23 protein-coding genes are annotated in these 21,367 nt (G+C 31.4%); 16 read left to right on the top strand and 7 right to left on the bottom strand.

What is annotated here, in order from left to right; translation table 11 throughout:
- Nucleotides 1–143 precede the first annotated feature (143 nt).
- From NZ841_01295 to NZ841_01285, 3 genes are read right to left on the bottom strand one after another with little or no spacing between them, the layout of a single operon-like run.
- Entirely contained in the window at nucleotides 144–1,301 is a 1,158-nt protein-coding gene (locus tag NZ841_01295; GenBank protein MCS7201403.1) for a glycosyltransferase family 4 protein, read from the bottom strand.
- Entirely contained in the window at nucleotides 1,298–2,332 is a 1,035-nt protein-coding gene (locus NZ841_01290; protein MCS7201402.1) for a glycosyltransferase family 4 protein, read from the bottom strand. The genes NZ841_01295 and NZ841_01290 overlap by 4 nt, the downstream gene beginning before the upstream one ends.
- Nucleotides 2,314–3,456, bottom strand: coding sequence for a glycosyltransferase family 4 protein (locus tag NZ841_01285; protein MCS7201401.1), 1,143 nt, complete (start codon nucleotides 3,454–3,456; stop codon nucleotides 2,314–2,316). The genes NZ841_01290 and NZ841_01285 overlap by 19 nt, the downstream gene beginning before the upstream one ends.
- Nucleotides 3,457–3,576: 120 nt before the next feature.
- Here NZ841_01285 and NZ841_01280 point away from each other — a divergent pair, with 120 nt between their 5' ends.
- From NZ841_01280 to NZ841_01260, 5 genes are read left to right on the top strand one after another with little or no spacing between them, the layout of a single operon-like run.
- Nucleotides 3,577–4,608, top strand: a complete 1,032-nt coding sequence (locus NZ841_01280; GenBank protein ID MCS7201400.1) for a LacI family transcriptional regulator — start codon at nucleotides 3,577–3,579, stop codon at nucleotides 4,606–4,608.
- Between the two features lie 16 nt (nucleotides 4,609–4,624).
- The gene (locus tag NZ841_01275) at nucleotides 4,625–5,266 is read left to right on the top strand and encodes a type 1 glutamine amidotransferase (protein ID MCS7201399.1); all 642 of its coding nucleotides are present in this window, start codon (nucleotides 4,625–4,627) and stop codon (nucleotides 5,264–5,266) included.
- A 24-nt stretch (nucleotides 5,267–5,290) separates the two neighbouring features.
- A complete protein-coding gene (locus NZ841_01270; GenBank protein MCS7201398.1) occupies nucleotides 5,291–6,280 on the top strand; it encodes a sugar phosphate isomerase/epimerase in 990 nt (329 codons plus the stop codon).
- Nucleotides 6,281–6,290: 10 nt separating this feature from the next.
- Nucleotides 6,291–7,496, top strand: coding sequence for a Gfo/Idh/MocA family oxidoreductase (locus NZ841_01265; GenBank protein MCS7201397.1), 1,206 nt, complete (start codon nucleotides 6,291–6,293; stop codon nucleotides 7,494–7,496).
- Nucleotides 7,497–7,508: 12 nt separating this feature from the next.
- A complete protein-coding gene (locus tag NZ841_01260) occupies nucleotides 7,509–8,003 on the top strand; it encodes a ribonuclease H-like domain-containing protein (protein MCS7201396.1) in 495 nt (164 codons plus the stop codon).
- Here NZ841_01260 and NZ841_01255 read toward each other — a convergent pair.
- Entirely contained in the window at nucleotides 7,998–8,987 is a 990-nt protein-coding gene (locus NZ841_01255) for a radical SAM protein (GenBank protein ID MCS7201395.1), read from the bottom strand. The genes NZ841_01260 and NZ841_01255 overlap by 6 nt on opposite strands.
- Before the next feature lie 64 nt (nucleotides 8,988–9,051).
- On the opposite strand from NZ841_01255, the gene NZ841_01250 reads away from it, so the two are divergent.
- On the top strand, nucleotides 9,052–9,246 hold the full coding sequence (locus tag NZ841_01250) for a DUF6485 family protein (protein ID MCS7201394.1): 195 nt from the start codon (nucleotides 9,052–9,054) through the stop codon (nucleotides 9,244–9,246).
- Between the two features lie 9 nt (nucleotides 9,247–9,255).
- On the opposite strand, the gene NZ841_01245 is transcribed toward NZ841_01250, so the two are convergent.
- Nucleotides 9,256–10,176: a cation diffusion facilitator family transporter gene (locus NZ841_01245; protein MCS7201393.1), complete on the bottom strand. Its 921-nt coding sequence runs from the start codon at nucleotides 10,174–10,176 to the stop codon at nucleotides 9,256–9,258.
- Between the two features lie 154 nt (nucleotides 10,177–10,330).
- Between NZ841_01245 and NZ841_01240 the strand changes: the two genes are divergently transcribed.
- Both NZ841_01240 and NZ841_01235 read left to right on the top strand, forming a co-directional pair.
- A complete protein-coding gene (locus NZ841_01240) occupies nucleotides 10,331–11,290 on the top strand; it encodes an L-lactate dehydrogenase (GenBank protein MCS7201392.1) in 960 nt (319 codons plus the stop codon).
- A gap of 69 nt (nucleotides 11,291–11,359) precedes the next feature.
- Nucleotides 11,360–13,210, top strand: a complete 1,851-nt coding sequence (locus NZ841_01235; GenBank protein MCS7201391.1) for an ABC transporter substrate-binding protein — start codon at nucleotides 11,360–11,362, stop codon at nucleotides 13,208–13,210.
- Nucleotides 13,211–13,545: 335 nt separating this feature from the next.
- Here the strand turns inward: NZ841_01235 and NZ841_01230 are convergent, their stop codons facing one another.
- Complete coding sequence (locus tag NZ841_01230) at nucleotides 13,546–13,668, bottom strand: hypothetical protein (protein MCS7201390.1); 123 nt, start codon at nucleotides 13,666–13,668, stop codon at nucleotides 13,546–13,548.
- A gap of 100 nt (nucleotides 13,669–13,768) precedes the next feature.
- Here NZ841_01230 and NZ841_01225 point away from each other — a divergent pair, with 100 nt between their 5' ends.
- The 8 genes from NZ841_01225 to NZ841_01190 are packed head-to-tail and all read left to right on the top strand — an operon-like array spanning nucleotide 13,769 to nucleotide 20,120.
- Nucleotides 13,769–14,596 carry a metal ABC transporter substrate-binding protein gene (locus tag NZ841_01225; GenBank protein MCS7201389.1) on the top strand — a complete coding sequence of 276 codons (828 nt, stop codon included), beginning with the start codon at nucleotides 13,769–13,771 and terminating at the stop codon, nucleotides 14,594–14,596.
- Nucleotides 14,580–15,332, top strand: a complete 753-nt coding sequence (locus NZ841_01220) for a metal ABC transporter ATP-binding protein (protein MCS7201388.1) — start codon at nucleotides 14,580–14,582, stop codon at nucleotides 15,330–15,332. The genes NZ841_01225 and NZ841_01220 overlap by 17 nt, the downstream gene beginning before the upstream one ends.
- Nucleotides 15,329–16,120: a metal ABC transporter permease gene (locus NZ841_01215; protein MCS7201387.1), complete on the top strand. Its 792-nt coding sequence runs from the start codon at nucleotides 15,329–15,331 to the stop codon at nucleotides 16,118–16,120. Before NZ841_01220 ends, NZ841_01215 begins: the two co-directional genes overlap by 4 nt.
- Nucleotides 16,121–16,168: 48 nt before the next feature.
- Nucleotides 16,169–17,410, top strand: coding sequence for an MFS transporter (locus tag NZ841_01210; GenBank protein MCS7201386.1), 1,242 nt, complete (start codon nucleotides 16,169–16,171; stop codon nucleotides 17,408–17,410).
- 28 nt (nucleotides 17,411–17,438) lie between these two features.
- On the top strand, nucleotides 17,439–17,846 hold the full coding sequence (locus NZ841_01205; GenBank protein ID MCS7201385.1) for a VOC family protein: 408 nt from the start codon (nucleotides 17,439–17,441) through the stop codon (nucleotides 17,844–17,846).
- On the top strand, nucleotides 17,840–18,859 hold the full coding sequence (locus NZ841_01200; GenBank protein ID MCS7201384.1) for a zinc-dependent alcohol dehydrogenase family protein: 1,020 nt from the start codon (nucleotides 17,840–17,842) through the stop codon (nucleotides 18,857–18,859). Before NZ841_01205 ends, NZ841_01200 begins: the two co-directional genes overlap by 7 nt.
- The gene (locus tag NZ841_01195) at nucleotides 18,856–19,263 is read left to right on the top strand and encodes a hypothetical protein (GenBank protein MCS7201383.1); all 408 of its coding nucleotides are present in this window, start codon (nucleotides 18,856–18,858) and stop codon (nucleotides 19,261–19,263) included. The genes NZ841_01200 and NZ841_01195 overlap by 4 nt, the downstream gene beginning before the upstream one ends.
- Complete coding sequence (locus NZ841_01190; protein ID MCS7201382.1) at nucleotides 19,263–20,120, top strand: metallophosphoesterase; 858 nt, start codon at nucleotides 19,263–19,265, stop codon at nucleotides 20,118–20,120. Before NZ841_01195 ends, NZ841_01190 begins: the two co-directional genes overlap by 1 nt.
- On the opposite strand, the gene NZ841_01185 is transcribed toward NZ841_01190, so the two are convergent.
- Complete coding sequence (locus NZ841_01185; GenBank protein MCS7201381.1) at nucleotides 20,110–21,276, bottom strand: ROK family transcriptional regulator; 1,167 nt, start codon at nucleotides 21,274–21,276, stop codon at nucleotides 20,110–20,112. The two genes, NZ841_01190 and NZ841_01185, sit on opposite strands and share 11 nt — an antisense overlap.
- Nucleotides 21,277–21,367: the final 91 nt, after the last annotated feature.

Genomic DNA, 21,367 nt, shown 5'->3' with positions numbered 1-21,367 from the left:
TTCCATAAATTTTGTTAGCAATCTTATCAAGTGAGTGCTAAATCCAATCTAAATATATAGAATCACCCTTTTAACTTCAATAGAGAATATCCCAGAAAAAATCTAATTAATCCTAATTAATTGGAAATTTCTTATATTTTTTTCTATTTTTCTCTTTCTTTCACAATTTCTCTATAAAATTCTTGCAATTTCTTCGCTAAATTCTTAATGGAAAAATTTTGAGCTTTTGCCTTTGCATTAGTTTTCATCCTGTAAAGAAGATCTGGATTATCAAGAAGAATCTCAACTTTCTGAGAAAAAATTTGAGAATTAAGAGGGGATAAGAATCCTTCTACACCATCAGAAACAAGACTTTTTGTTCCTGTAGCATCTACTGCAACGATTGCACATCCACCTGCCATAGCTTCTAAAGTAACTAATCCTTGAGTTTCTGTAATAGAAGGAAATACAAATATATGAGCAGAGGTATAAAAATCTACTAATTTCTCCCTAGGGAACCATCCTAAGAAAAAAACTTTATTTCTTAATAAAAGTCTATTCCTTAGATTTTCAAGATTTTTTCTTTCATCCCCATCTCCTACAATAAGAAGAACAGTATCTTCTCTTCTTCTAAGAAGAGGAGCTAAAGAATTAAGCAAAAATTCAAGATTTTTTTCCTTTGCCAATCTTCCTGTATAAAGAAGAATTTTTTTATTTCTCCAAGGTTTATCAGATAAAAATTTCTCTCTATCTGCCCTCTCCCATAAAGATAAATCAAGACCAGTAGGCAATACTTCTATTCTTGTTTTTGTTCCTAAGTTACTTATCATTTCTTTTATTTCAGAGGAAGGAGCTATGACCAAGTCTACTTTGTTTGTAAAATTTATACTTGTAATTATTGCAATTTTTTCTTTTATTTTCTGAGGAAAAAGAGGAATATAATGGACATATTTGTGATATAAAGTATGATAAGTAAAAACAAGGGGAATTTTATATTTTTTCGACAACTTTAAAGCAGTTTTCCCAATAATATAAGGATGGTGGGTGTGAATGATGTTAAAATTTTGTTTTCTAAAAAAATCTTCTATGAAGAAGGTAAAAGGAAGAGGTATAGGATGAGGATTTATACTTTTTATAAAAAGAGCAGGATATCTAAAAATTCTTTTAGAATCATTATAGGGAGGAAACCAAGGAGGATATTTAGGAGCAAAAACATAGACCTCATCTCCTAACTCTTCTAATGCTTTTCTATAGGTTTCAACAGATATCGCTGCTCCACCAGTATTTGGAAGGTAATTTATAGTAAAAAAGGCTATTTTCACGACTTTTCTAATATTCTTTTATAAAGATTGACAGTTTCTTCAGCAATTCTATCTATGTCATATTTTTTTGCAAGTTCTAATGCCCTTTTTGAATATTCTTCTCTCAGTTCTTCATTTTCTGCAAGAAGTCTAATTTTTTCTTCAAAGTTCTCCTCATTCCCTGCAATATAGGAATCAGCAAGAGGCTCTTTATATTCTGGAAGATCTCGTAAAAGAAGTGGAAGACCGCAGGATGCTGCCTCTAAAACAGCAACACTAAAATTTTCCTGTCGAGATGGAAAGAAAAATATATCCGCCATATTATAAAATTTTGGCAGTTCTTCATGAGGTTTTCCGCCAGTAAAGATTAAATTTTTAGGGGGATTTTCTTTTATTCTTTTTACTTCAGCAAATCCTCCGCTTAAGAAGGAAAATGGAATATCTCCTACCCAAACGAATCTATATTCGGGAAATTTTTCTGCCATTTTTACAAAAGTATCAAATCCTTTTCTTTTAATAAGATGACCTACAGAAAGAAAGACAATTTCTTCATCTTCTATTCCATATTCTTTTCTTGTTTTTATTCTTAATTCCTTATCTTTTTTAAACTCTCTAAGATCTATTCCATTAGGAATAACTACAATTTCAGATTTTACACCCATTTCTCTTAATTTTTCTGCCTCAAAAGGAGAAACTGCAATAACAACTCTTGCTTGATTGTATATAAGGAGAAGATATTGTGAAAATACTCCCTTCCATTTATCCGCCAATATTGCACTTCCTATCATAGTATCTGGTATTACATGAGCTGTGAATATAATCCTATCTTGATATTCCTTTCTTGCATATCTAAAGAAAACATCTCCAAAGGAATGAAAATGTACTATATCAAAAGGCTCTTCCTTAGTAGTTCCATTTAAAAATACTTCTACGTCATCTCTTCTTTTAAGAGCAGAATAAAGCATAAGACATGCAGTTTGGTCTCCACCGCCTTTTTTACGAGCGGAAGGAATTCCTGGTTTAAAAATAAGATTTACTCTAATTCTTTCCATTTCCCCAATTCTCTCCTTCTTTTAACATTAGGATATCCCAGGTATTTCCAAATCTTTTTTCCTTCTTCTCTCATTTTTTCCAAAGTTATCCAATCTCTTTTATATCTTGGAGGATTTTTTAGTACTTCTTTGTAAATCTCTAATACTTTATTACCAATATTATCTAAACTATAATTTTTCGATAATTGTAAAGCTCTTTCTTTATATTCCATATAAAAGGTCTTATCTTCTTTCAATTTTAATAAATATCCTAAAAATTCACTATCATTCTTCGCAGGAATAAAGAAACCACCAAAAGGTTCCTTATATTCCAAGATATCCCTTAAAAGAAGAGGAAGACCACAGGATGAAGCCTCTAATACTGCCATAGGAAGATTTTCTTGATAAGAAGGAAAGAAAAACACATCACCTAAATTGTAATAATCAGGCATTTCTTCATAGGGAACAATTCCTGTAAAAATCACATTAGAAGGAGCATTTTTGATCTTTTCTTGGAGCTCAATAAATCCTGCAGTAAGAACTGAAAAGGGTTGTCCTCCTACCCATACAAATTTTACATCAGGTAATTTCCTTGCAACCTCAATAAAAGTATCGATACCTTTTCTTGGTTGAATTTGTCCTGAACTTACAGCCACAAAATCTAACATAGAAATACCTAATTTTTCTCTTATTCTTTTCTTTTTTTCAATAGAGGGATAAAATCTCTCCAAATTTACAGGGTTTGGTACAAAATAGATAGGAGCTTTTATTCCAAGATTTTCCAATTCTTCTTTAACCTTAGGAGAAACAGCTATTACACAATCAGCTAAATTATAATAATATTTTAAATATTGCGTAAAAAATGGAAGCCAGATATTTACAAGAACAAGACTTCCAATTAAAGATGCAGGAATTACATGGGCTGAAATAACTAGTCTTCTTCCAGAAATCATCCCTTTACTTACCGCATAGGGACCAGGAGTATGAAGATGAGCAATATCGTACAGTCCTCTACCGTTTATATTTACTTCTAATTCTTCTCTTCTCTTTAAAGCTTCTATAAGGGACAAACTTGCAGTATATACTCCTTGTCCCTTAACATCCCATGCTAAAGCTTCAGAGATTATATTGACTGTGATTTTCATAATTTATAACCTTTATATTATAACATAGAAAAATTTCTTTACAATTAGAAAAATTTGTTTTTTAATAAAAGTATTACAAAATTTACAAATATCAAGGAAAATAGGAGGCGATAATAGAAAATGAAGAAAGTTATAAAACCACCAACCATGAAAGATGTAGCCAAGTTAGCAGGGGTATCAGTAAGCACTGTATCCCATGTGATAAATAAAACAAGACATGTGGAAGAGGAAACTAAAAAGAAAGTTCTCTCCGCTATAAAAGAATTGGGCTATAGACCTAACATCGTCGCAAGAAGCCTAAGAAAGAAAACTACCCATACCGTTGGCTTAATTGTCTCTAATATCACAAATCTCTTCTATCCTGAAGTGGTCAGAGGTGTTGAGGATACTTTGCTAAATTATAAGTATAACCTCATCCTCTGTAACTCCGATGAGAATATTGATAAGGAAAGAGAATATATTGAAGTTTTGTATAGCAAACAGGTGGATGGAATTATTATTACCCCAAGTAAAAGTACTGAAACAAGAAAAAATTTGGAAATCTTCATATCTCAAAATATCCCTGTGGTACTCGTGGACAGAAGAATAAAGGGAATAGATACCGATGTGGTACTAGTAGATAATATCTCGGGAACCTTCTTGGCAACAGAATACTTGATAAACCTTGGCCATAAAAGAATAGGAATCATTACAGGACCTTTGGATACTACAACAGGAAAGGAAAGACTGGAGGGATACCTTCAGGCATTAGATAAAAATAAAATCCCAAGAGATGATAGCTTAATAAAAGAAGGAGATTTTAAAAGAGATGGGGGATATATTAAGGGAAAAGAGCTCTTATCTTTGGAAGATCCACCAACAGCAATAATATCATCAAACAACCTTATGACATTGGGATTAATTTCAGCAATTCAGGAGCTGGAATTAAAAATCCCTGATGACCTCTCAGTTATATCCTTTGATGATATGGAATGGTTTAAATACTTCTCCCCTTCTATAACTGCTATATATCAACCTTCTTATGAACTTGGAAAAAATGCAGGTCTACTATTGCTTGAAAGATTGAGAAGACGAAGAAAAAAAGCAAAAGAAGTTATCTTACCTACTAAGCTTATAATTAGAGAGTCTTGTGCTCCACCTAAAAAATCTTGAAAGGGGGTTTTTTCCAATGAGTATTAGGAAGGATTATATTGAAAATCCTAGTAGTAAGCTTAAAGGAAAGCACGTTTTAATATTATGTGCCCATGAATTTGAAGATGTCGAATTACTCTATCCAATTCTAAGATTAAGTGAGGAGGGGGCAAAAGTATCTGTTGGAGTAGTTTCCCTTAAAGGTCCAGGCTTTCACACAAGACCATGGTGGGCAGAAAAACCTATAACAGGAAGATTTGGAACAACAGTTCCCATAGTAGTCATGGGAGAAGGAGTGAGATACAATATAATCGAAATATCTCAAGCCAAACCAGAAGATTATGACGCGGTAATAATTCCAGGAGGCTTTGCTCCAGATTTTTTAAGATGTGATAAGAATACTTTAAAACTTGTTGCAGACATGTATAAAATGGGAAAAATTGTTGCTGCAATCTGTCATGGTCCTCAGGTCTTTATCTCTGTAGATAGAAATTTTGGAACAGATATTATAAAGGGAAGAAAAGTGACCTGTTGGGATGCTATAGTAGACGACATTATAAATGCAGGAGGAGATTTTGAACCCCTTCCTGCAAGAAGAGATGGAAATGTTATTACAGGAAGAGTTCCTGACTCTCTGCCTCAATTTACGCAGGCAATAATTGAAGCACTAAGTGAATAAAACATAAAAGGAGGACTAAATATCATGAAAATTGGTATTTTTACGGTCCTCTATAACGAAAAACCTATAGAGGAAGTAGCTCAATATGTTTCTTCTCTTGGATATGAGATGGTAGAGCTTTCTGCTTGGAAAGGAAGTAACCATCTTGATATTGATAAAGTAGTTTCTGATAGAGAATATGTTAAAAAATTAAAAAATACCTTGGAAAAATATAACTTAAAAATTTCTGCAGTATCTAACCATTTAGAAGGACAATTGGTCTTAGGTCCCTTAGATGAATCTACAGATGATTGGGCTCCCTCAAAGAATCCAGAGGAAAAAATAAAGTATGGTATGGAAAGAATGATAGAAACGGCTCGAGCAGTATCTATACTTTGTGAAGAGGGAATTCAGGAAAGGCCAATAGTAAATGGATTTACAGGCTCCCATGTATGGGAGAAGTGGTATATATTTCCTCCAAAGAATGAGGAAATTTATGAAAGAGCTTGGGATCTCTTTGCAGAAAGATGGAATAAAATATTGGATAAATTCAAAGAATATGGAGTAAAGTTTGCTCTTGAAGTTCATCCAACAGAAATAGCATATAATATTGAGACTGCAGAAAAAGCTTTAAAAGTATTAGAAGAAAGACCTGAATTTGGTTTTAATTTTGATCCCTCCCATTTTGTTTGGCAGTTTATTGATCCTGTAATTTTTATAAAAAGATTAGGAAAAAGGATCTTTCATGTACATGCTAAGGATTCTGAACTTCAAGAAGACGAGCTTCCGAGATCTGGGGTAATTCCTACAGGTTCTTGGATGAGACCTGATAGAGGATTTAGATTTCGAGTGCCAGGATGGGGAAATGTTAATTGGAAAAGAATAATTACTGCCCTTGTTACTGTAGGATATGACTATGTTCTATCTTATGAACATGAAGATCCTGTCATGTCTCGAGAAGATGGCTGTGAAAAATGTATCCAATTTTTAAAACCTTTGATCATTAAAGCTCCTCTAAAAGAAGTTTGGTGGTAGGAGGAAATTTATGGAAGAGAAAAAAGTTGGATTTGTAAGTATGGGAGATGTAAAAGGATTCTCAGGAGATATTCCTGAAATTGGAATAGGAATTTTGGGCTATGCTTTCATGGGAAAAGCTCATGTCAATGCATATAAAAAAATCCCATACATTTATTGGCCTCCTTCAGGAATTCCAAAGCTTGTTGCTCTATGTGGAAGATCTGAGGAAAAAGTAAAGGAATCAGCAAGAAGATATGGCTTTCAAAAATACTATACCAACTGGAAAGAAATGCTAGAAGACCCAGAAGTACAAATTTTTGATAATAGTGGCCCTAACAATCTTCATGAGGAGCCGTGTATTTTAGCCTTGAAACTGGGAAAACATGTAATATGCGAAAAACCTCTAGCAAGAGACTCCAATGAGGCAAAAAGAATGCTCGAAACAGCAATGAATTCCCCTGGGAAAAATATGGTTGCCTTTAATTATAGATTTGTACCCGCTATAAGACTTGCAAAGGAATTAATTGAAGAGGGAACCCTAGGAGAAATTTACCATTTTAGAGCTAGATATCTTCAGGAATGGATTATGGATCCCAATTTTCCATTGGTTTGGAGACTGAAAAAAGAAATATCAGGAAGTGGAGCCTTAGGAGATATAGGTTCCCACATAATTGATCTTGCAAGATTTTTAGTAGGAGAGCCTAAAAGTGTAAGTGCTATAGTAAAAACTTTTATAAAAGAAAGATATTCTGAAAAAGATCCTGCGAAAAAGGAAGAAGTAGATGTAGATGATGCCTTTGTAGCATTGGTAGAGTTTAAAAATGGTGCCCTAGGAACCTTAGAGGCATCAAGGTTCTGTGCAGGAAGAAAGAACCATCAGGTTATTGAAATTAATGGCTCAAAGGGAACATTAGTTTTCAACTTGGAGAGAATGAACGAATTGGAATTATATCTCAATAATGAAAGAAAAGAGATTAGAGGATTTCGGAATATACTTGTTACGGAATCCTTTCATCCCTTTTATGATAAATGGTGGCCCCATGGACATATCATCGGATGGGAGCATACCTTTGTTCATGAACTTTATCATTTTATTGACTGTATTGTTAATAACAAGCCTGTAGAGCCTTATGGTGCTACTTTCTTAGATGGATATAGATGTGCAGTAATATGTGATGCTATATTAGAATCCTCTGAAAGGGGAAGGAAAATAGAGATAAATTACGAGTATTAAATTAAAAGTTTCATGGAAAAATTTAGAGCATATTTAGATATAGAGACTACTGGGCTTTTTCCAGAATTTTCTCATATTACTGTTATTGGTATTTTTATAGAAAGAGGAGACGAAGAAAATTTAATTCAACTTGTAGATAAAGAAATTACTATTTACAATCTTTTATATGTTTTAAAAAATGTTGGTATAATTTACACCTATAATGGCTCAAGATTTGACCTTCCCTTTATAAGATCAAAACTTAATCTTGATCTGAAAAGTTATTTTTCTCATATAGACCTTATGTATATTTGTTGGAGAAGGGGACTCTATGGAGGTCTTAAGGCTGTAGAAAGAAGGCTTGGAATTGAAAGAAAATTAAAAGATATAGATGGAAGGATAGCTGTAGAGCTTTGGTATAGGTATATTCATCATAATGATCCCTATGCTCTTCATCTTTTATTAGAATATAACAAAGAGGATGTGATAAACTTAAAAAAGTTAAAAGAGAAATTAGAAGAGTTATAGTTTTAAATAAAAGCATTGAATATCTTCTTTAAAAAGATTCTTTGATAAAGCATAACTCAAAGCTCTACAACCTATACAATTTTTTATATTACAAGAGGAACATATTCCTTCTAAATTCTTTTTATTCAAAAGGTTTCTAAACTTTCTTAATCTTAAAAGAACATTTGAAAAACTTTCTTTCCTTAAATCTCCTATTTCTATGGGAAGTCTCCTACAAGGAAAAACAATTCCATCAGGCATAAGACACATGGATTCATCTCCTAAATTACATAATGCCCCATAAATTTCGTTATCTTTTATGTTTATATAAAAAGCCTTATATGGTAAAAGGCTATAAGGAGAAAGACCATAAATTTCTGAAATAAAACTACATACTTCAAACCATTCTTTCATTCCTAGGGTCTCTTTTATAATTTCTCTTCCTTTTCCTAAAGGGATGAATCTTTCAAGAATTAAACCTATTCCTCCTATTTTATTTGTAAGTTTTATCATTTCATAAATTTCTTTATAGTTATATTTTGCAAGAGTAAACATAAGAACCTTTTTCAATTTACATTCCTTTAAAATTTCTACGACCCTATTAAAATTTCCTCTACCTCTAATATAATCATTGCTCTCTTCCTTTGCTCCCTCAAGAGAAATTTTTAAATATTTTAATTTCCTATACAAAGCTAATTTATCCTGCATTTTTCCAAGATATTCACCATTGGTTATAATACTAAAATCCTTCACAAAATCTTCTTTTTCAAGGATATTAAGAACTGGAAAAAGAAGAGGAGAGATTAAGGGCTCTCCGCCTGTGATATTTATACTTAAGGATGAATAATTATTTTCTTTTAAAACACCAATTATATCTCTTATAATCTTTTCTAATAAATTTGGAGAAAGATCTTTTTCCCTATCAAATTCTTCTTGATAGCAATGTTTACATCTTAAGTTACAAGAATTAGTTATATGCCATTGAAAAGCAAATTCTTTTTCCATATTTTACTGTTTCTATTTTTCTATGTTATATTATTAAAAACTTTGGAATTTAAGGAGGGTAGAAATGACAGAGTGTAAAATTCAAAAAAATTTAAAAAACTGTAATTGCACCTATGAGCCTTGTTCAAGAAAAGGCCTATGCTGTGAATGTTTAGCCTATCATAGAAGCCATGGAGAACTTCCTGCATGTTATTTTCCTTCTGATATAGAAAAAACATATGATAGATCAATCAGAAGATTTGTTTCTCTTTATAAATAAAGGGAGGAATTAATCCTCCCTCTCTCCTTTGGGATCTATATGAACAATAACCTGTGAGCCTTGAATATTTTCTTTTATTGAATCTTGAACCTTCAAAGCTATATCATGGGCATCCTTTGCTGAGATATTGTTATCTACAACTATATGTAAAGTTATTACCTTTTTGTTCTGATAATCATGAATTGAAATATCATGATAATCTAATACTCCTGGAATTGAGAAAACAATATTCTTAATTTTATTAATAAACTCTTGAGTTGGTGCTTCTCCTATTAGAAAACTTGAAGAGTTTTTTATAAGATCAATACCAACCCATAAGAGAAGCAGGGAAACAAAAAAACCCATGATTCCATCTATAATATATAAACCGTAATTTATAGCTAAAAGGCCAAAGGCAACCAAAGCTGAAGCAAAAGCATCACTTCTATGATGCCATGCATCAGCAATAAGAGTTGAGGAATTAATTTTGTTACCTAAAAAAATTGAAAATCTCGCCATCCATTCCTTAAATAAGGCGGAAAAGAACATTAAAAATACAATAAAAATATTAAAAGAAACTTTCTGCGGTTTTATTATCCTTTCAAAGGAACTTTTTCCAAGGTCATAAGCGATAATAAGAAGCATAAAGGCTATAATAAGGGTTGCAATCTGCTCAATTCTTCCATGTCCAAAGGGATGCTTTTTGTCCGCAGGTTTTTCTCCGAACTTAAATCCCAATATTACAACTATTGAAGTAAGAACATCGGACAAAGAATGAAAGGCATCTGCAGTTAAAGAAATACTATTTAAATAAATTCCAGAAATAAATTTAAAAATAAAGAGAATAATATTCCCAATTATACTAATCCAACCCTCTAAATATCCTATTTCTTTTCTTCCAATCTCTTTCTGAGAATATATTTTTTTTAAAAACCAGTCATTAAATCTCATAATTTTTATTTTTTTTATTTACTAGTTTTTTAATTTTTCTTAGAGAAGATTTTAATCCATATTTAATTTTTGTCAAATATTAAAATCCCTTGACTTAATTTTTCTATCATGATATCCTTTTACAAGAATTAATACCAAAAAGGTAGGTGATTGTATGAGCAAGATATTAATTGTAGGAGCAGGACTAGTAGGAACCTCCTTTGCTTATAGTCTAATGCAGAGGGGAATAGTTGAAGAAATAGTTCTCTATGATATAGATAAAAAAAGAGCATTAGGAGAAGCCATGGACCTTTCCCATGGTATTCCCTTTACGAAACCTGTAAAAATAACAGCAGGAGAACTTAAAGAAGCAAAGGATTCTGATATAGTAGTAATCACTGCAGGAGCAAAGCAAAAACCAGGAGAAACAAGACTACAACTAATAGATAGAAATTTGGAAATATTTCGAGATTTAATTCCCAAGATTGTTGATACAGGATTTAAGGGTATTTTCTTAGTAGTATCAAATCCTGTAGATATTCTTACATATATTACATGGAAGTTATCTAATTTTCCAAGAAATAAGGTTATAGGATCAGGAACAATTCTTGACAGTTCTCGCTTTGCTTATCTTCTCTCCCAACACTGCAATGTAGATCCCAGATCTTTAACAGCATATGTTATTGGAGAACATGGTGATACATCTGTTGCAGTATGGAGCTTGACCCATATAGGAGGTATACATATTTCAGAATTTTGTCCTGTCTGTGGTAAAAAGTGTTTTAACCAGGAGGTTATGAGGGAGATATTAAAGGAAATAAGAGAATCTGCATATAAAATAATTGAATATAAAGGAGCAACCCATTTTGCTATAGGATTAGCATTAGTAGAAATTGTCTCAGCAATATTAAGAGATGAGAACAGAATTCTTCCAGTATCTTCTGTTCATCCTGAAATTTTAGGAATAAAAGATGTTCCATTAAGTCTATTATCTATAGTAGGAAGAAACGGAATCAAAAAAATTTTAGATATAGACTTTACAGAAGAAGAAAAAAAGGACTTAATAATATCAATAAAAACTATTAAAGCTGTTCTTGAATCTATAAATATTGAAAAAGAGAAAATTTTGTCATAGAATTCTATGAACCCCCTTATCTCCCCTTCCCCCTGGGTCCCCCCTCTCAGGGGGAGTGTTATAATATAAATGATGAAAAAATTAATTTTCATTTTTATTTTAGTTATACTAACCACATCCTCATCGCAAGTATTAACAAACTTGCCTCGCAACGAACTTCTAATTGTAGATGCCCTTCATGGAAGAATAATGAACCCAAAAGATTTCAATTTTTGGAAGCCTGGATTTCTTCCGGGAAATGGTGCTCATCAAATGCTATTTGATGCTCTCTGGTATCATGATCCACAGACAGGAAAAATTATCAATGCTTTAGCTGAATCTCCTCCTCATTATGATAAAAATTATAGAAAAATGACGGTAAAATTAAGAAAAGGAATCTATTGGAGTGATAATAAACCTTTTACTGCCGATGATGTGGTCTTTACTGTAAATTATCAAATGAAAAATATAGGACTAGTTTATAGTGATTATTTTAACCATTATGTATCTAAGGTATACAAAACTGACGACTACACTGTTGTTTTTGAATTTAATAATCCTTCTCCGTCTTTTCATTATATCTTCACTGCCCTTGTATTCTCTACCTGTTATATAATGCCAAAACATAAATTCGAAAGAATAAAAGATCCTTTAAAATACGAGTTTTATCCTCCTGTTTCTTTAGGTCCTTATATTCTAAATAAATATGATCCATCAGGATATTGGTGGCTCTTTGAGAGAAGAGAAGATTGGATTAGAACTAGCGTAGGACAAATCTACGGAATGCCTTCTCCTAAGTATGTTTTATTTATCTATTATGGTCCCGATGAGAAAAAAATTATGGCTCAATCAAGACATGAATTAGATCTGATTACCGATTTAACTCCCGAAGCATGGGAAGTTTTAAGAAGAAGTAATCCTTTTTCAAGGGTATGGTATAGAGATTTTCCTTGGGCATGGATGGGGGACGTAAGATCAAGAGCTATTGGAATGAATCTAGAAAAATATCCATATAATTTAAAAGATGTAAGATGGGCTTTAACCTTAGCCATTGATATTATTGATATAGTAGTTTCTGGATTTAATGGAATATTAAGATTGAGTCCCTTATTTATAGGTGCCACAGGATCTTTAACTGAAGAATATTATTTGGCTCTAGAAGATTGGTTAAAAGATTTTGAATTAGAAAATGGTTTTAAACCTTGGGATTCTAATATTCCCTTTAAAATTGAGGAACATATAAAAAGAAAGGGAATTTCTTTTGAAGGACAGGCCAGAGAAATATGGGGAATAGGTTGGTGGAGATATTCTAAAGAGGAAGCAGAAAAATTGTTATTGAAAAATGGATTTAGAAGGGATCAAAAAGGGAAATGGCTTCTTCCTGATGGAAAACCATGGAAAATTACAATTACAGCACCTGCAGGATCTGAGATTCAGGGGACAAGGTTAGCTTTTTTAGTTGCAGAACAATGGAGAAGATTTGGAATAGATGTAAATGTAGAAACCTTAGAAATAGTTAACTTTTTAACAAAGTTATCTCTAGGAAATTTTGATGTTATATCTTATTGGAGTATTCCCTCTGTAGATATATACCTTGCTATCCCTCAGTATCATTCAAAGTTTTATAAATCTATAGGAAGAATTGCTACAACTCAAAATTTCATAAGATGGAAAAACAAAATAGTAGATGAGATTATAGAGAGGTTAATTTTAGTTCCCCCTGAAAACCCAAAATCAAAGGAGCTTATTATGGAGTTTATAAAACTTTTTTTAGAGGAAAATCCTGCCCTTATATTCACTATAACTATAAAATTCTGTGCCCAGGATAATTATTACTGGACTAATTTCCCAAGCTCAGATAATCCTTATATGGCTCCTGTTTGGTGGTGGGGACAATTTAAATTTATTTTGCCCTTTATAAAACCTACAGGAAGAATATAAAATTTTTTAAAAAACTGATAATTTAACTAATTAAGTAATTTATATCTCGTAATATATTGATGTTTCTAGATACTGATACATTTACTTTTTTCCCTTGAAGATACCCCAAGAATGGAAAAGATGTCTTTTTCGATCCTAAAGACTTAATTCCTGGATAGAAGCTCCTATACTTTAATTCTGTTTTACATAGTCCAAAAGGAATTCAAGTTTAGGAAGGATTTTTTCCTACAATCCTTTCTACTTCAAATCTGCTCCTACCCATATAGGAGAACAGATTATTACAAAATCATAATCCTTAGGATCTTTTTTAATGGGCTCGATTATGGTATTTCTTCTTAAGATGTATTTACTTTATCTATAATTTCCTCAATATCACAATTTAGTTCCTCTTGAAGTCTCTTTGCCAACTTCTCAGTAAATCCTGTTCTCGAATAATAAGAAATTAAAACTTTTTTCATTTTTTATTCCTCTTTTTCACAGTTTATAATATTTTAACTCTACTTGTCTTTAAAAATTTATTTTACATTATTGGTTGAAATTGACTATAATATTTTTGTTATGAAGAAAGTTATTATTTTAATTATTCTATTAATCTTTTTTATAGAAAGTGAAGGGGAAATAAGAAAGGCTTTAGTATCTATTCCTCCTTTACAAAGCTTATCCAGTTTTATAGGAGGAAAATATTGGGAATTTTTATTGATACTTCCAAAAAATGTTAATCCCCATGTTTTTGAGCCAAAACCTGAGACTTTTAAATTAGTCGAAAAAGCGGAATTGGTTATTATAAATGGAGGGGATATAGATTACTGGGTGGAAAATATTCTTAAGGATAAAAGAAAAAAACTTCTTAATGTATCTTACAACATAAAATTTGAAGATAATAATCCTCATATATGGCTCGATCCCATCCTTGCAAAAAAGGTCTCAGAAAATATCTATGAAAAACTAAAAAGCATGGATATCAAAAATAAAGAATATTACTATAAAAATTTTAAAGATCTAATAAAGAAATTAGAGGAATTAGATAGAGAAATAAAAATAAAGTTTTCAAAATATAAGAAAAAAGAAGTAATTATTTACCATCCCGCTTGGTATTACTTTTTTAAGAGATATAATATAAAAACCTTAGGAATAATCGAAGAAGGAGAAGGAAAAGAACCTTCTCCAAGAAAAGTTGCAGAAATAATTAATTTAATTAAAGAAAAAAAGATTAAATATATTCTAAAAGAACCTTATAATATATCTCCTGTTTTAAATATGATTTCCAAAGAAACAGGAGCAAAATTGATAACCTTAGACCCATTAGGTTATGACAAAGATTATTTTTCAATGATGAGAGAAAACATAAAAATATTGGAGATGATTTTTAGTGAACAAAATAATTGAAATAGAAAATTTATCCTTTGGCTATGACAATACTTTCATTTTGAAAGATATAGATTTCATTGTTGAAGAGGGAGATTTCTGGGGGATAATAGGTCCCAATGGTGCTGGAAAAACCACACTAATTAAAATAATTTTAGGACTTTTAAGACCAAAAAAAGGAAAAGTTGAAGTTTTTGGAAAAGCACCATGGAAGTTAGGAGAAGAAAGGAAAAAGATAGGATATATTGCACAAAGAGCAGAGATTGAGAGTTATTTTCCAATAAGAGTTTGGGACTTAGTATTACTTGGAAGAAAGGTTGTAAACAATTGGAGAAATATTAGTAAAGAAGATGAAGAGATTGTTGAGAGGGCTCTTAATCATGTAGAGATGTGGGATTATAAGGATAAATTATTTAGAGAGCTATCAGGGGGACAACAACAAAGAGTATTAGTAGCAAAAGCTTTAGTACAGGAACCAAAACTTCTTGTATTGGATGAGCCTACCATTGGAGTGGATATTACTACTCAAGAAAAATTCTACAGTCTTTTGCAATATCTAAATAAAAAGGGATTAACAATAATTTTAGTATCCCATGATATAGGAGTAATAACAAAGAGAGTTAATAAGTTAGCCTGTTTGAATAGAAGAATTTTCTTACATGGATGTCCCAAGGATTTGAGATTGCATAAGACCTTAAAGGAGATATATGGGGAAGAATTTCTATTGTTAACCCACGAAGGAGAAGAAAAACAATGAATTTTCTTTCTTATTCCTTTATGCAAAGAGCCATAATTTCAGGTTTCCTTCTTTCTATAATTACTTCCATTATAGGCTCTTACTTAGTTCTTAAAGGAATGACCTTTATGGGTTCGGGAATTAGTCATGCATCTTTTGGAGGAATAGCCTTAGGAATACTTCTAGGAGTAAATCCTCTTATTTTGGCTTTGATTTTTGCATTAATTATTGTGTGGGTTATGCCTTATATAAAAAGAAAAATAAAATTAAAGGAAGATGTTCCCATAGGGATATTTTATACCTCCTCTATGGCATTGGGAGCTATTTTTCTTTATATGCATAAAGGATATTCTGTGGACTTATTTAGCTATCTTTTTGGCAATATCCTTGCAATAACTACCGAAGATATTCTAATTACCTTGTTTTTCCTTTTAATTTTAATTCTCTTTATTTTCAGAAATTACTGGAAAATTGTTTATATCATCTTTGATTCTACCTCTGCACAGGTTTCAGGAATAAATACTTTTATTCTAGAAGAGGTCATATTAAGTTTGTCCGCTGTTTCCATTGTTTTAGCAAGTAAATTAATTGGAATTACTTTAATTTCTGCATTATTGGTTATTCCCTCTTCTATTGTTCTTCCTTGGTCCAAAAGTCTTAAGGAAATGATAATTTTTTCTTCAATAGTAAGCTTTATAGGAATTATTTCTGGTCTTACCTTATCTTTTTATTTTAACCTTCCTAGTGGTGCATCAATAATTTTAATTCTTACCCTTTTGTTTTTAATATCGGTTTTTAAGAGAAAATAATTTAAATAATTTGCTTTCCTTACCAATTTTTGGTATTATATTTTTGCTATGCCTTTAAGTGAAAAAGATTATCGTTGGAATTTTATTGTAGATAGTATTGATTTTGCCCTTTTTAGTTTGGGAATGACTTTTGGGTCAATTCTTACTTTATTTCCTCTATTTGCTAAAAATCTTGGAGCAGGAAATATTGAGATTGGTCTTATTCCTGCAATTGCTAATTTAGGATGGGGAATTCCTGCAATCTTAGGTGCTAAGGTTTCTGAAAAGGCATCCAAAAAATTAAATGTGGTTTTAAAATTTACTTTAGGAGAAAGACTTCCCTATTTATTTATGGCTTTTATATCCTTTTTTATAGTTCCCTATAATCCTAAGCTTGCTCTTTATCTTTCCCTTCTTATGTTAGGAATAGCAACATTCTCCATGGGATTTTTAGGGCCTCCTTGGATGAGCTTGATTGAGAAGGTTATTCATCCTGCAAGAAGAGGAACATATTTTGCAATGGGAAATGGTCTTGGAGCATTGATGGGAGTTGGTGGTGCAAGCCTAGCAAGATATTTCCTATCTAATTATTCCTTCCCGAAGAATTTTGGATATTCCTTTTTATGTGCAGGTATTGCTCTACTTTTTTCATTTATATTTTTAGCATTAACTCGAGAGGAACCCGATGAGGATAAAAAAGATGATGTAAAATTTTCTGAATATATAAAAGGAATAAATATAGTTTTAAAAGACGGAAATTTTAGAAATTATATAATAAACAGAGTATTAGGAGCTTTAGCAGGAGCATACACATCTTTTATAGTTGTATTTGCATTGAAAAAATTCTCTATTCCAGATAAGATTGTTGCTGATTTTACAGGAATACTTCTTGTATCTCAAGGAATATCCTCTTTTCTTTTTGGACCTATTGGAGATAGATGGGGACATAAGATTACCTTAATTATTGGGAGATCTCTTAGTATTCTTTCTTTAATTTTACTTCTTTTTGGAAATTCAGCTTTCTTTATATATATTGTTTTCATGTTAATTGGCTTAATATATAGCTCTTTTATGGTAGGAGATTTAGCAATTACTTTGGATTTAGCCCCAAAGAATAAAAAAGAACTATACATTGGAGTTTTAAATCTATTAATTGCTCCTTTTTCTTTTCTATCTCCACTTATTGCAGGAAAAATATCTGATCTATTTGGATATGAGACTTTATTTTCAATTTCCCTCTTAGTTGGAATCTTTAACCTTTTCTTCCTCATTAAAAAGATTAAAGACCCAAGAAAAGAAAATTCTTTTTGATTATAGTATAATATAAACGAAGAAGAGAATGATAAAGGGAATAGGACATATTGCCCTTGAGGTATCAGATCTTGAAAAATCCTTAAACTTCTATGAAAAAGTTTTAGGATTTAAAAAGCTTTTTAATTTAGAAAAAGATGGTAAGCTTATTCTTGTATATTTAAAGATTGCAGAAGATCAATATCTAGAACTTTTTCCCAAGAAAGAGATTGTTCAAAAAGAAAATCAAAACTTTATGCATATTTGTCTTATTACTGATAATATTTTTGAAACCGTTGAGAAAATAAAAAGTAAAGGATGGCATATAGATATAGAACCTTCTTTAGGAATTGATGGAAATTATCAGGCATGGATAAGAGATCCCGATGGTAATAAAATTGAGATAATGCAAATGTTACCTGATTCTCTTCAGAAAAGGAGTGAAAATTTATGTTAGGAGCTATGTTAGATGAAACTGGCAAATTAGTATTAAGAGAATGTCCTAAGCCTTTTATAAAACCTTCTGAGGTCCTTATAAAAGTATTAGCAGCGGGAATATGTGGTACGGATTTGCACATATTTTCAGGAAAAGGTTATGGAAAGCCTAATATAATAAGAGGACATGAATTTTCGGGAAAGATAGTGGAAATAGGTTCTGAAGTTAAAGGTTTTAAAATTGGTGATCTTGTGGCTATTGATCCCAATATATCCTGTGGAAACTGCTATTTTTGCAGAAGAGGAGAGATTCATCTTTGTGAGAATTTAAAAGCTTTAGGAGTAGACCTTGATGGAGGATTTTCCGATTACTGTGCTGTTCCCTATGACAAACTTTATAAGCTTCCTGCTGGAGTTTCACCCGAAGAAGGAGCAATGATGGAACCTTGTGCCTGTGCCTTGCATGGTATAGAAAAGATTAAGATAAAGCCAGGAGATACAGTCTTAGTAATTGGGGGAGGAGCCTTAGGATTGATTCTTCTACAACTTGCATATATATATGGGGCATCAAAGGTTTTTCTATCGGAACCTGTCAAGGAAAAAAGAGAAATAGCAGAATCCTTTTTTGCTCATACCTTTGATCCTCAAAAAGAGGATGTCGCATCAGAAATTAAAAAGTTAACAGGAGTTGGAGTAGATATCGCCATAGAAGCTGTGGGAAGAGCAGATACTGTTGAGCTTGCCATAAATAGTGTAAGAAGAGGAGGAAAAGTCTTAATTTTTGGTGTTGCAGATAAGAAAGAAATTCTGAATATCTCTCCCTTTGATATATATTATAAAGAAATAACTTTGATGGGTTCTTTTGTAAACCCTTATACCAATAGCAGAGCCTTAGAATTAATTGCCAATAAGAGAATTGACGTAAAAAGAATAATTTCCCATAAATTTCCTTTAAAGGAGATTCATAAAGCAGTAGAAACGGGATTATCAGGAAAGGCTTTAAGGATTTTAATTGTTTGGGAGGATTCTGAATGATATTTGATCTTATCTGTGTTTTAACTATAATAGGACTTGCCCTTAAAGGATTAAAGGAAATTTTTAGTAATAAAATAGCTCTTATTTTATCAATAGTCATTGCTTTTTTTATCTCTTCCGCTCTTCTTCCCTTTTATATGAAATACCTTCGATTTCCTCCTTATATCCCATCAAACATATTTGCCTTTATCCTTACCTTTATATTCTCATATATATTGTTAGCCTTACCTTCTCTAATTCTTTCTGTAATTTTTGGTGGAAGTTTCCTCATAATTGCTTATGGAGTAATTCTTAAATTTTTACCTTATAATATTCAATCTCAAATTTCTCAAAATTCTATTATTTTCTCCTTTATTAAGCCTGTAGTAGAATTTATTTATAGACTAATAAACTATGTACTTTGATGAAGATCCTAGCTCTCTCTGATATTCACTTGGACTATATAAGGCTTAGAAATGGCCTAAAGAAAGAAGAAGTAAAGGAGTTTTTGTTAAAAATAAGAGATAAACTATCTTCCTTTAACGCTGATGTTTTTATTTTTGCAGGAGATATATCAAGAAAAATAGAGGATATAAATATGTTCTTTGAAGTGTTAAAGGACATGAATTTTTATAAAGTATATGTTCCTGGAAATCACGATCTATGGATTGAAGACGGTATAAGTAGTTCTGAAAAGTATAGAAAGATTCTTGAAAAAATTGCTAAAATAAATAATTTTCATTATCTTCCCTCTTCTCCATTGATTATAAATAAAGTTGGATTTGTGGGAAATGTAGGATGGTATGATTATTCTTTAGGAAGTGAAGAATTTAGTATTGAGGAATATGAAAAGGGTGAATATGGAAATTTAAGATGGAGAGAAATATATTGGAAACTCGTGGTTTTTAGAGATGATTCAGGAAAGATACTTTCTAATCAAGAGATTTGTAAGGTAATGAAAGAAGAATTGGAAAGACAAATAGAAGATATTAAGAATAAAGTAGAAATTATTGTAACGGTTATACACACCCTTCCCTTTGAGGAGTTAATATATACAAAAAACTTCTTTTCTGCCTATCTTGGAAGTAAATATCTAGGAGATATTCTTTTGAAAAATAAGAAAATAAAATATTTAATTTGCGGTCATGAACATAATCCCTTAATCCTAAATAAAGATGGAATTAATATCTATAGATGTCCCTTCGGATACTTAAAAAATCTAAAGGACTGGGAAGAAAATATCCTAAGAGGCATAAAAACATTTGAAATCATCATACAATAACGGGACACGAATGATAAATATTTAAGGCTTTATATATACTTCCCCATATTACTGCATTATTTCCTAAGGGAGAAGAAACAATATTTATATCAATTGGTAGATAATGTTCAAAGATTTTTTCCATTTTAGGTAATAAAATATCAAGATATCTTCCCAAAATTCCTCCAATAATGATAATTTCAGGTGCCAATACAGTAGTAACATTAACTATTGCTCTTGCAAGATTTTCTGCAGAAATATCTATGATTTCCTTTAATTCCTTATCCTTTTCATAGTTTTCAAAAATTTCTTCAATAGTCTTATAACTCTTACCAAGCTGCTGCAATCTCTTTTGTATTCCTGACCATGAAGAATTCCATTCTAAGGAACCAAAGGGGGTATTCAAAACTCCAGGATATATGTAATTGGGATCATCTATTGACATGTATCCTATCTCTCCTGCAAACTTATTTTTACCTTCATATATTTTCCCATTTATTATTATTCCTGCTCCAATTCCAGTACTAATAGTTATATAAACTATATTTTCCTTTCCCCTTCCTGCACCTTTCCAATATTCTCCCAATACTGCCATATTTACATCCCTTTCTAAAATTACCAAGGAAGAAGGAAATTCTTCCTCCAATATCTTTCCTAAAGGAGCATTGTTCCACTCAGGAAGGCCAGGGGATAACATTAATCTTCCTTCGTCAATAATACCTGTTATTCCAAAACTTAGTATTTTTAGGTTTTCTCCTTGAATTCCATTTTTCTCTAAAATCTTCTTTAGAATTATTGGAAAATTTTGAGGATACATAAGATTTTTTTCTCTTAATTCTTGGGTTTTTATTACTTCTTCATATTCTATTTTTCCTGACATATCTGAGATGGCAAGTCTAAAGAAAGATCCTTCCAAATCACCTGCCAAAATATATCCATGCTTTGCATTATAAACCAATAAAATGTCCTTTCTACCTTTTTTAGTCTCTCCCTTTCCTACTTCTAAAACTAATCCTTCCTTTATGAGATCTTGAACATGAGCGGATACTGTTGGTCTTGAGAGTCCAAGTTTTCTTGCAATCTTTGCCCGAGATATGGGACCCTCTTCTCTTACTAAATGAAGAATTAATCCCCTATTAATCTCATTAATAATATTAGGTCTTCCTATCTTAGACATATCTTCACTCCTTGTTTAAAATTTTATATACTTTAACATGATTTTATATAATATTTCAAAAAAATCGTCAATAATTTAAAAAAGCTCTTTG

This window comes from Dictyoglomus sp. (genome assembly GCA_025060475.1).
GTDB lineage: Bacteria > Dictyoglomota > Dictyoglomia > Dictyoglomales > Dictyoglomaceae > NZ13-RE01.
This window is presented reverse-complemented; position numbering and strand designations above follow the sequence as displayed.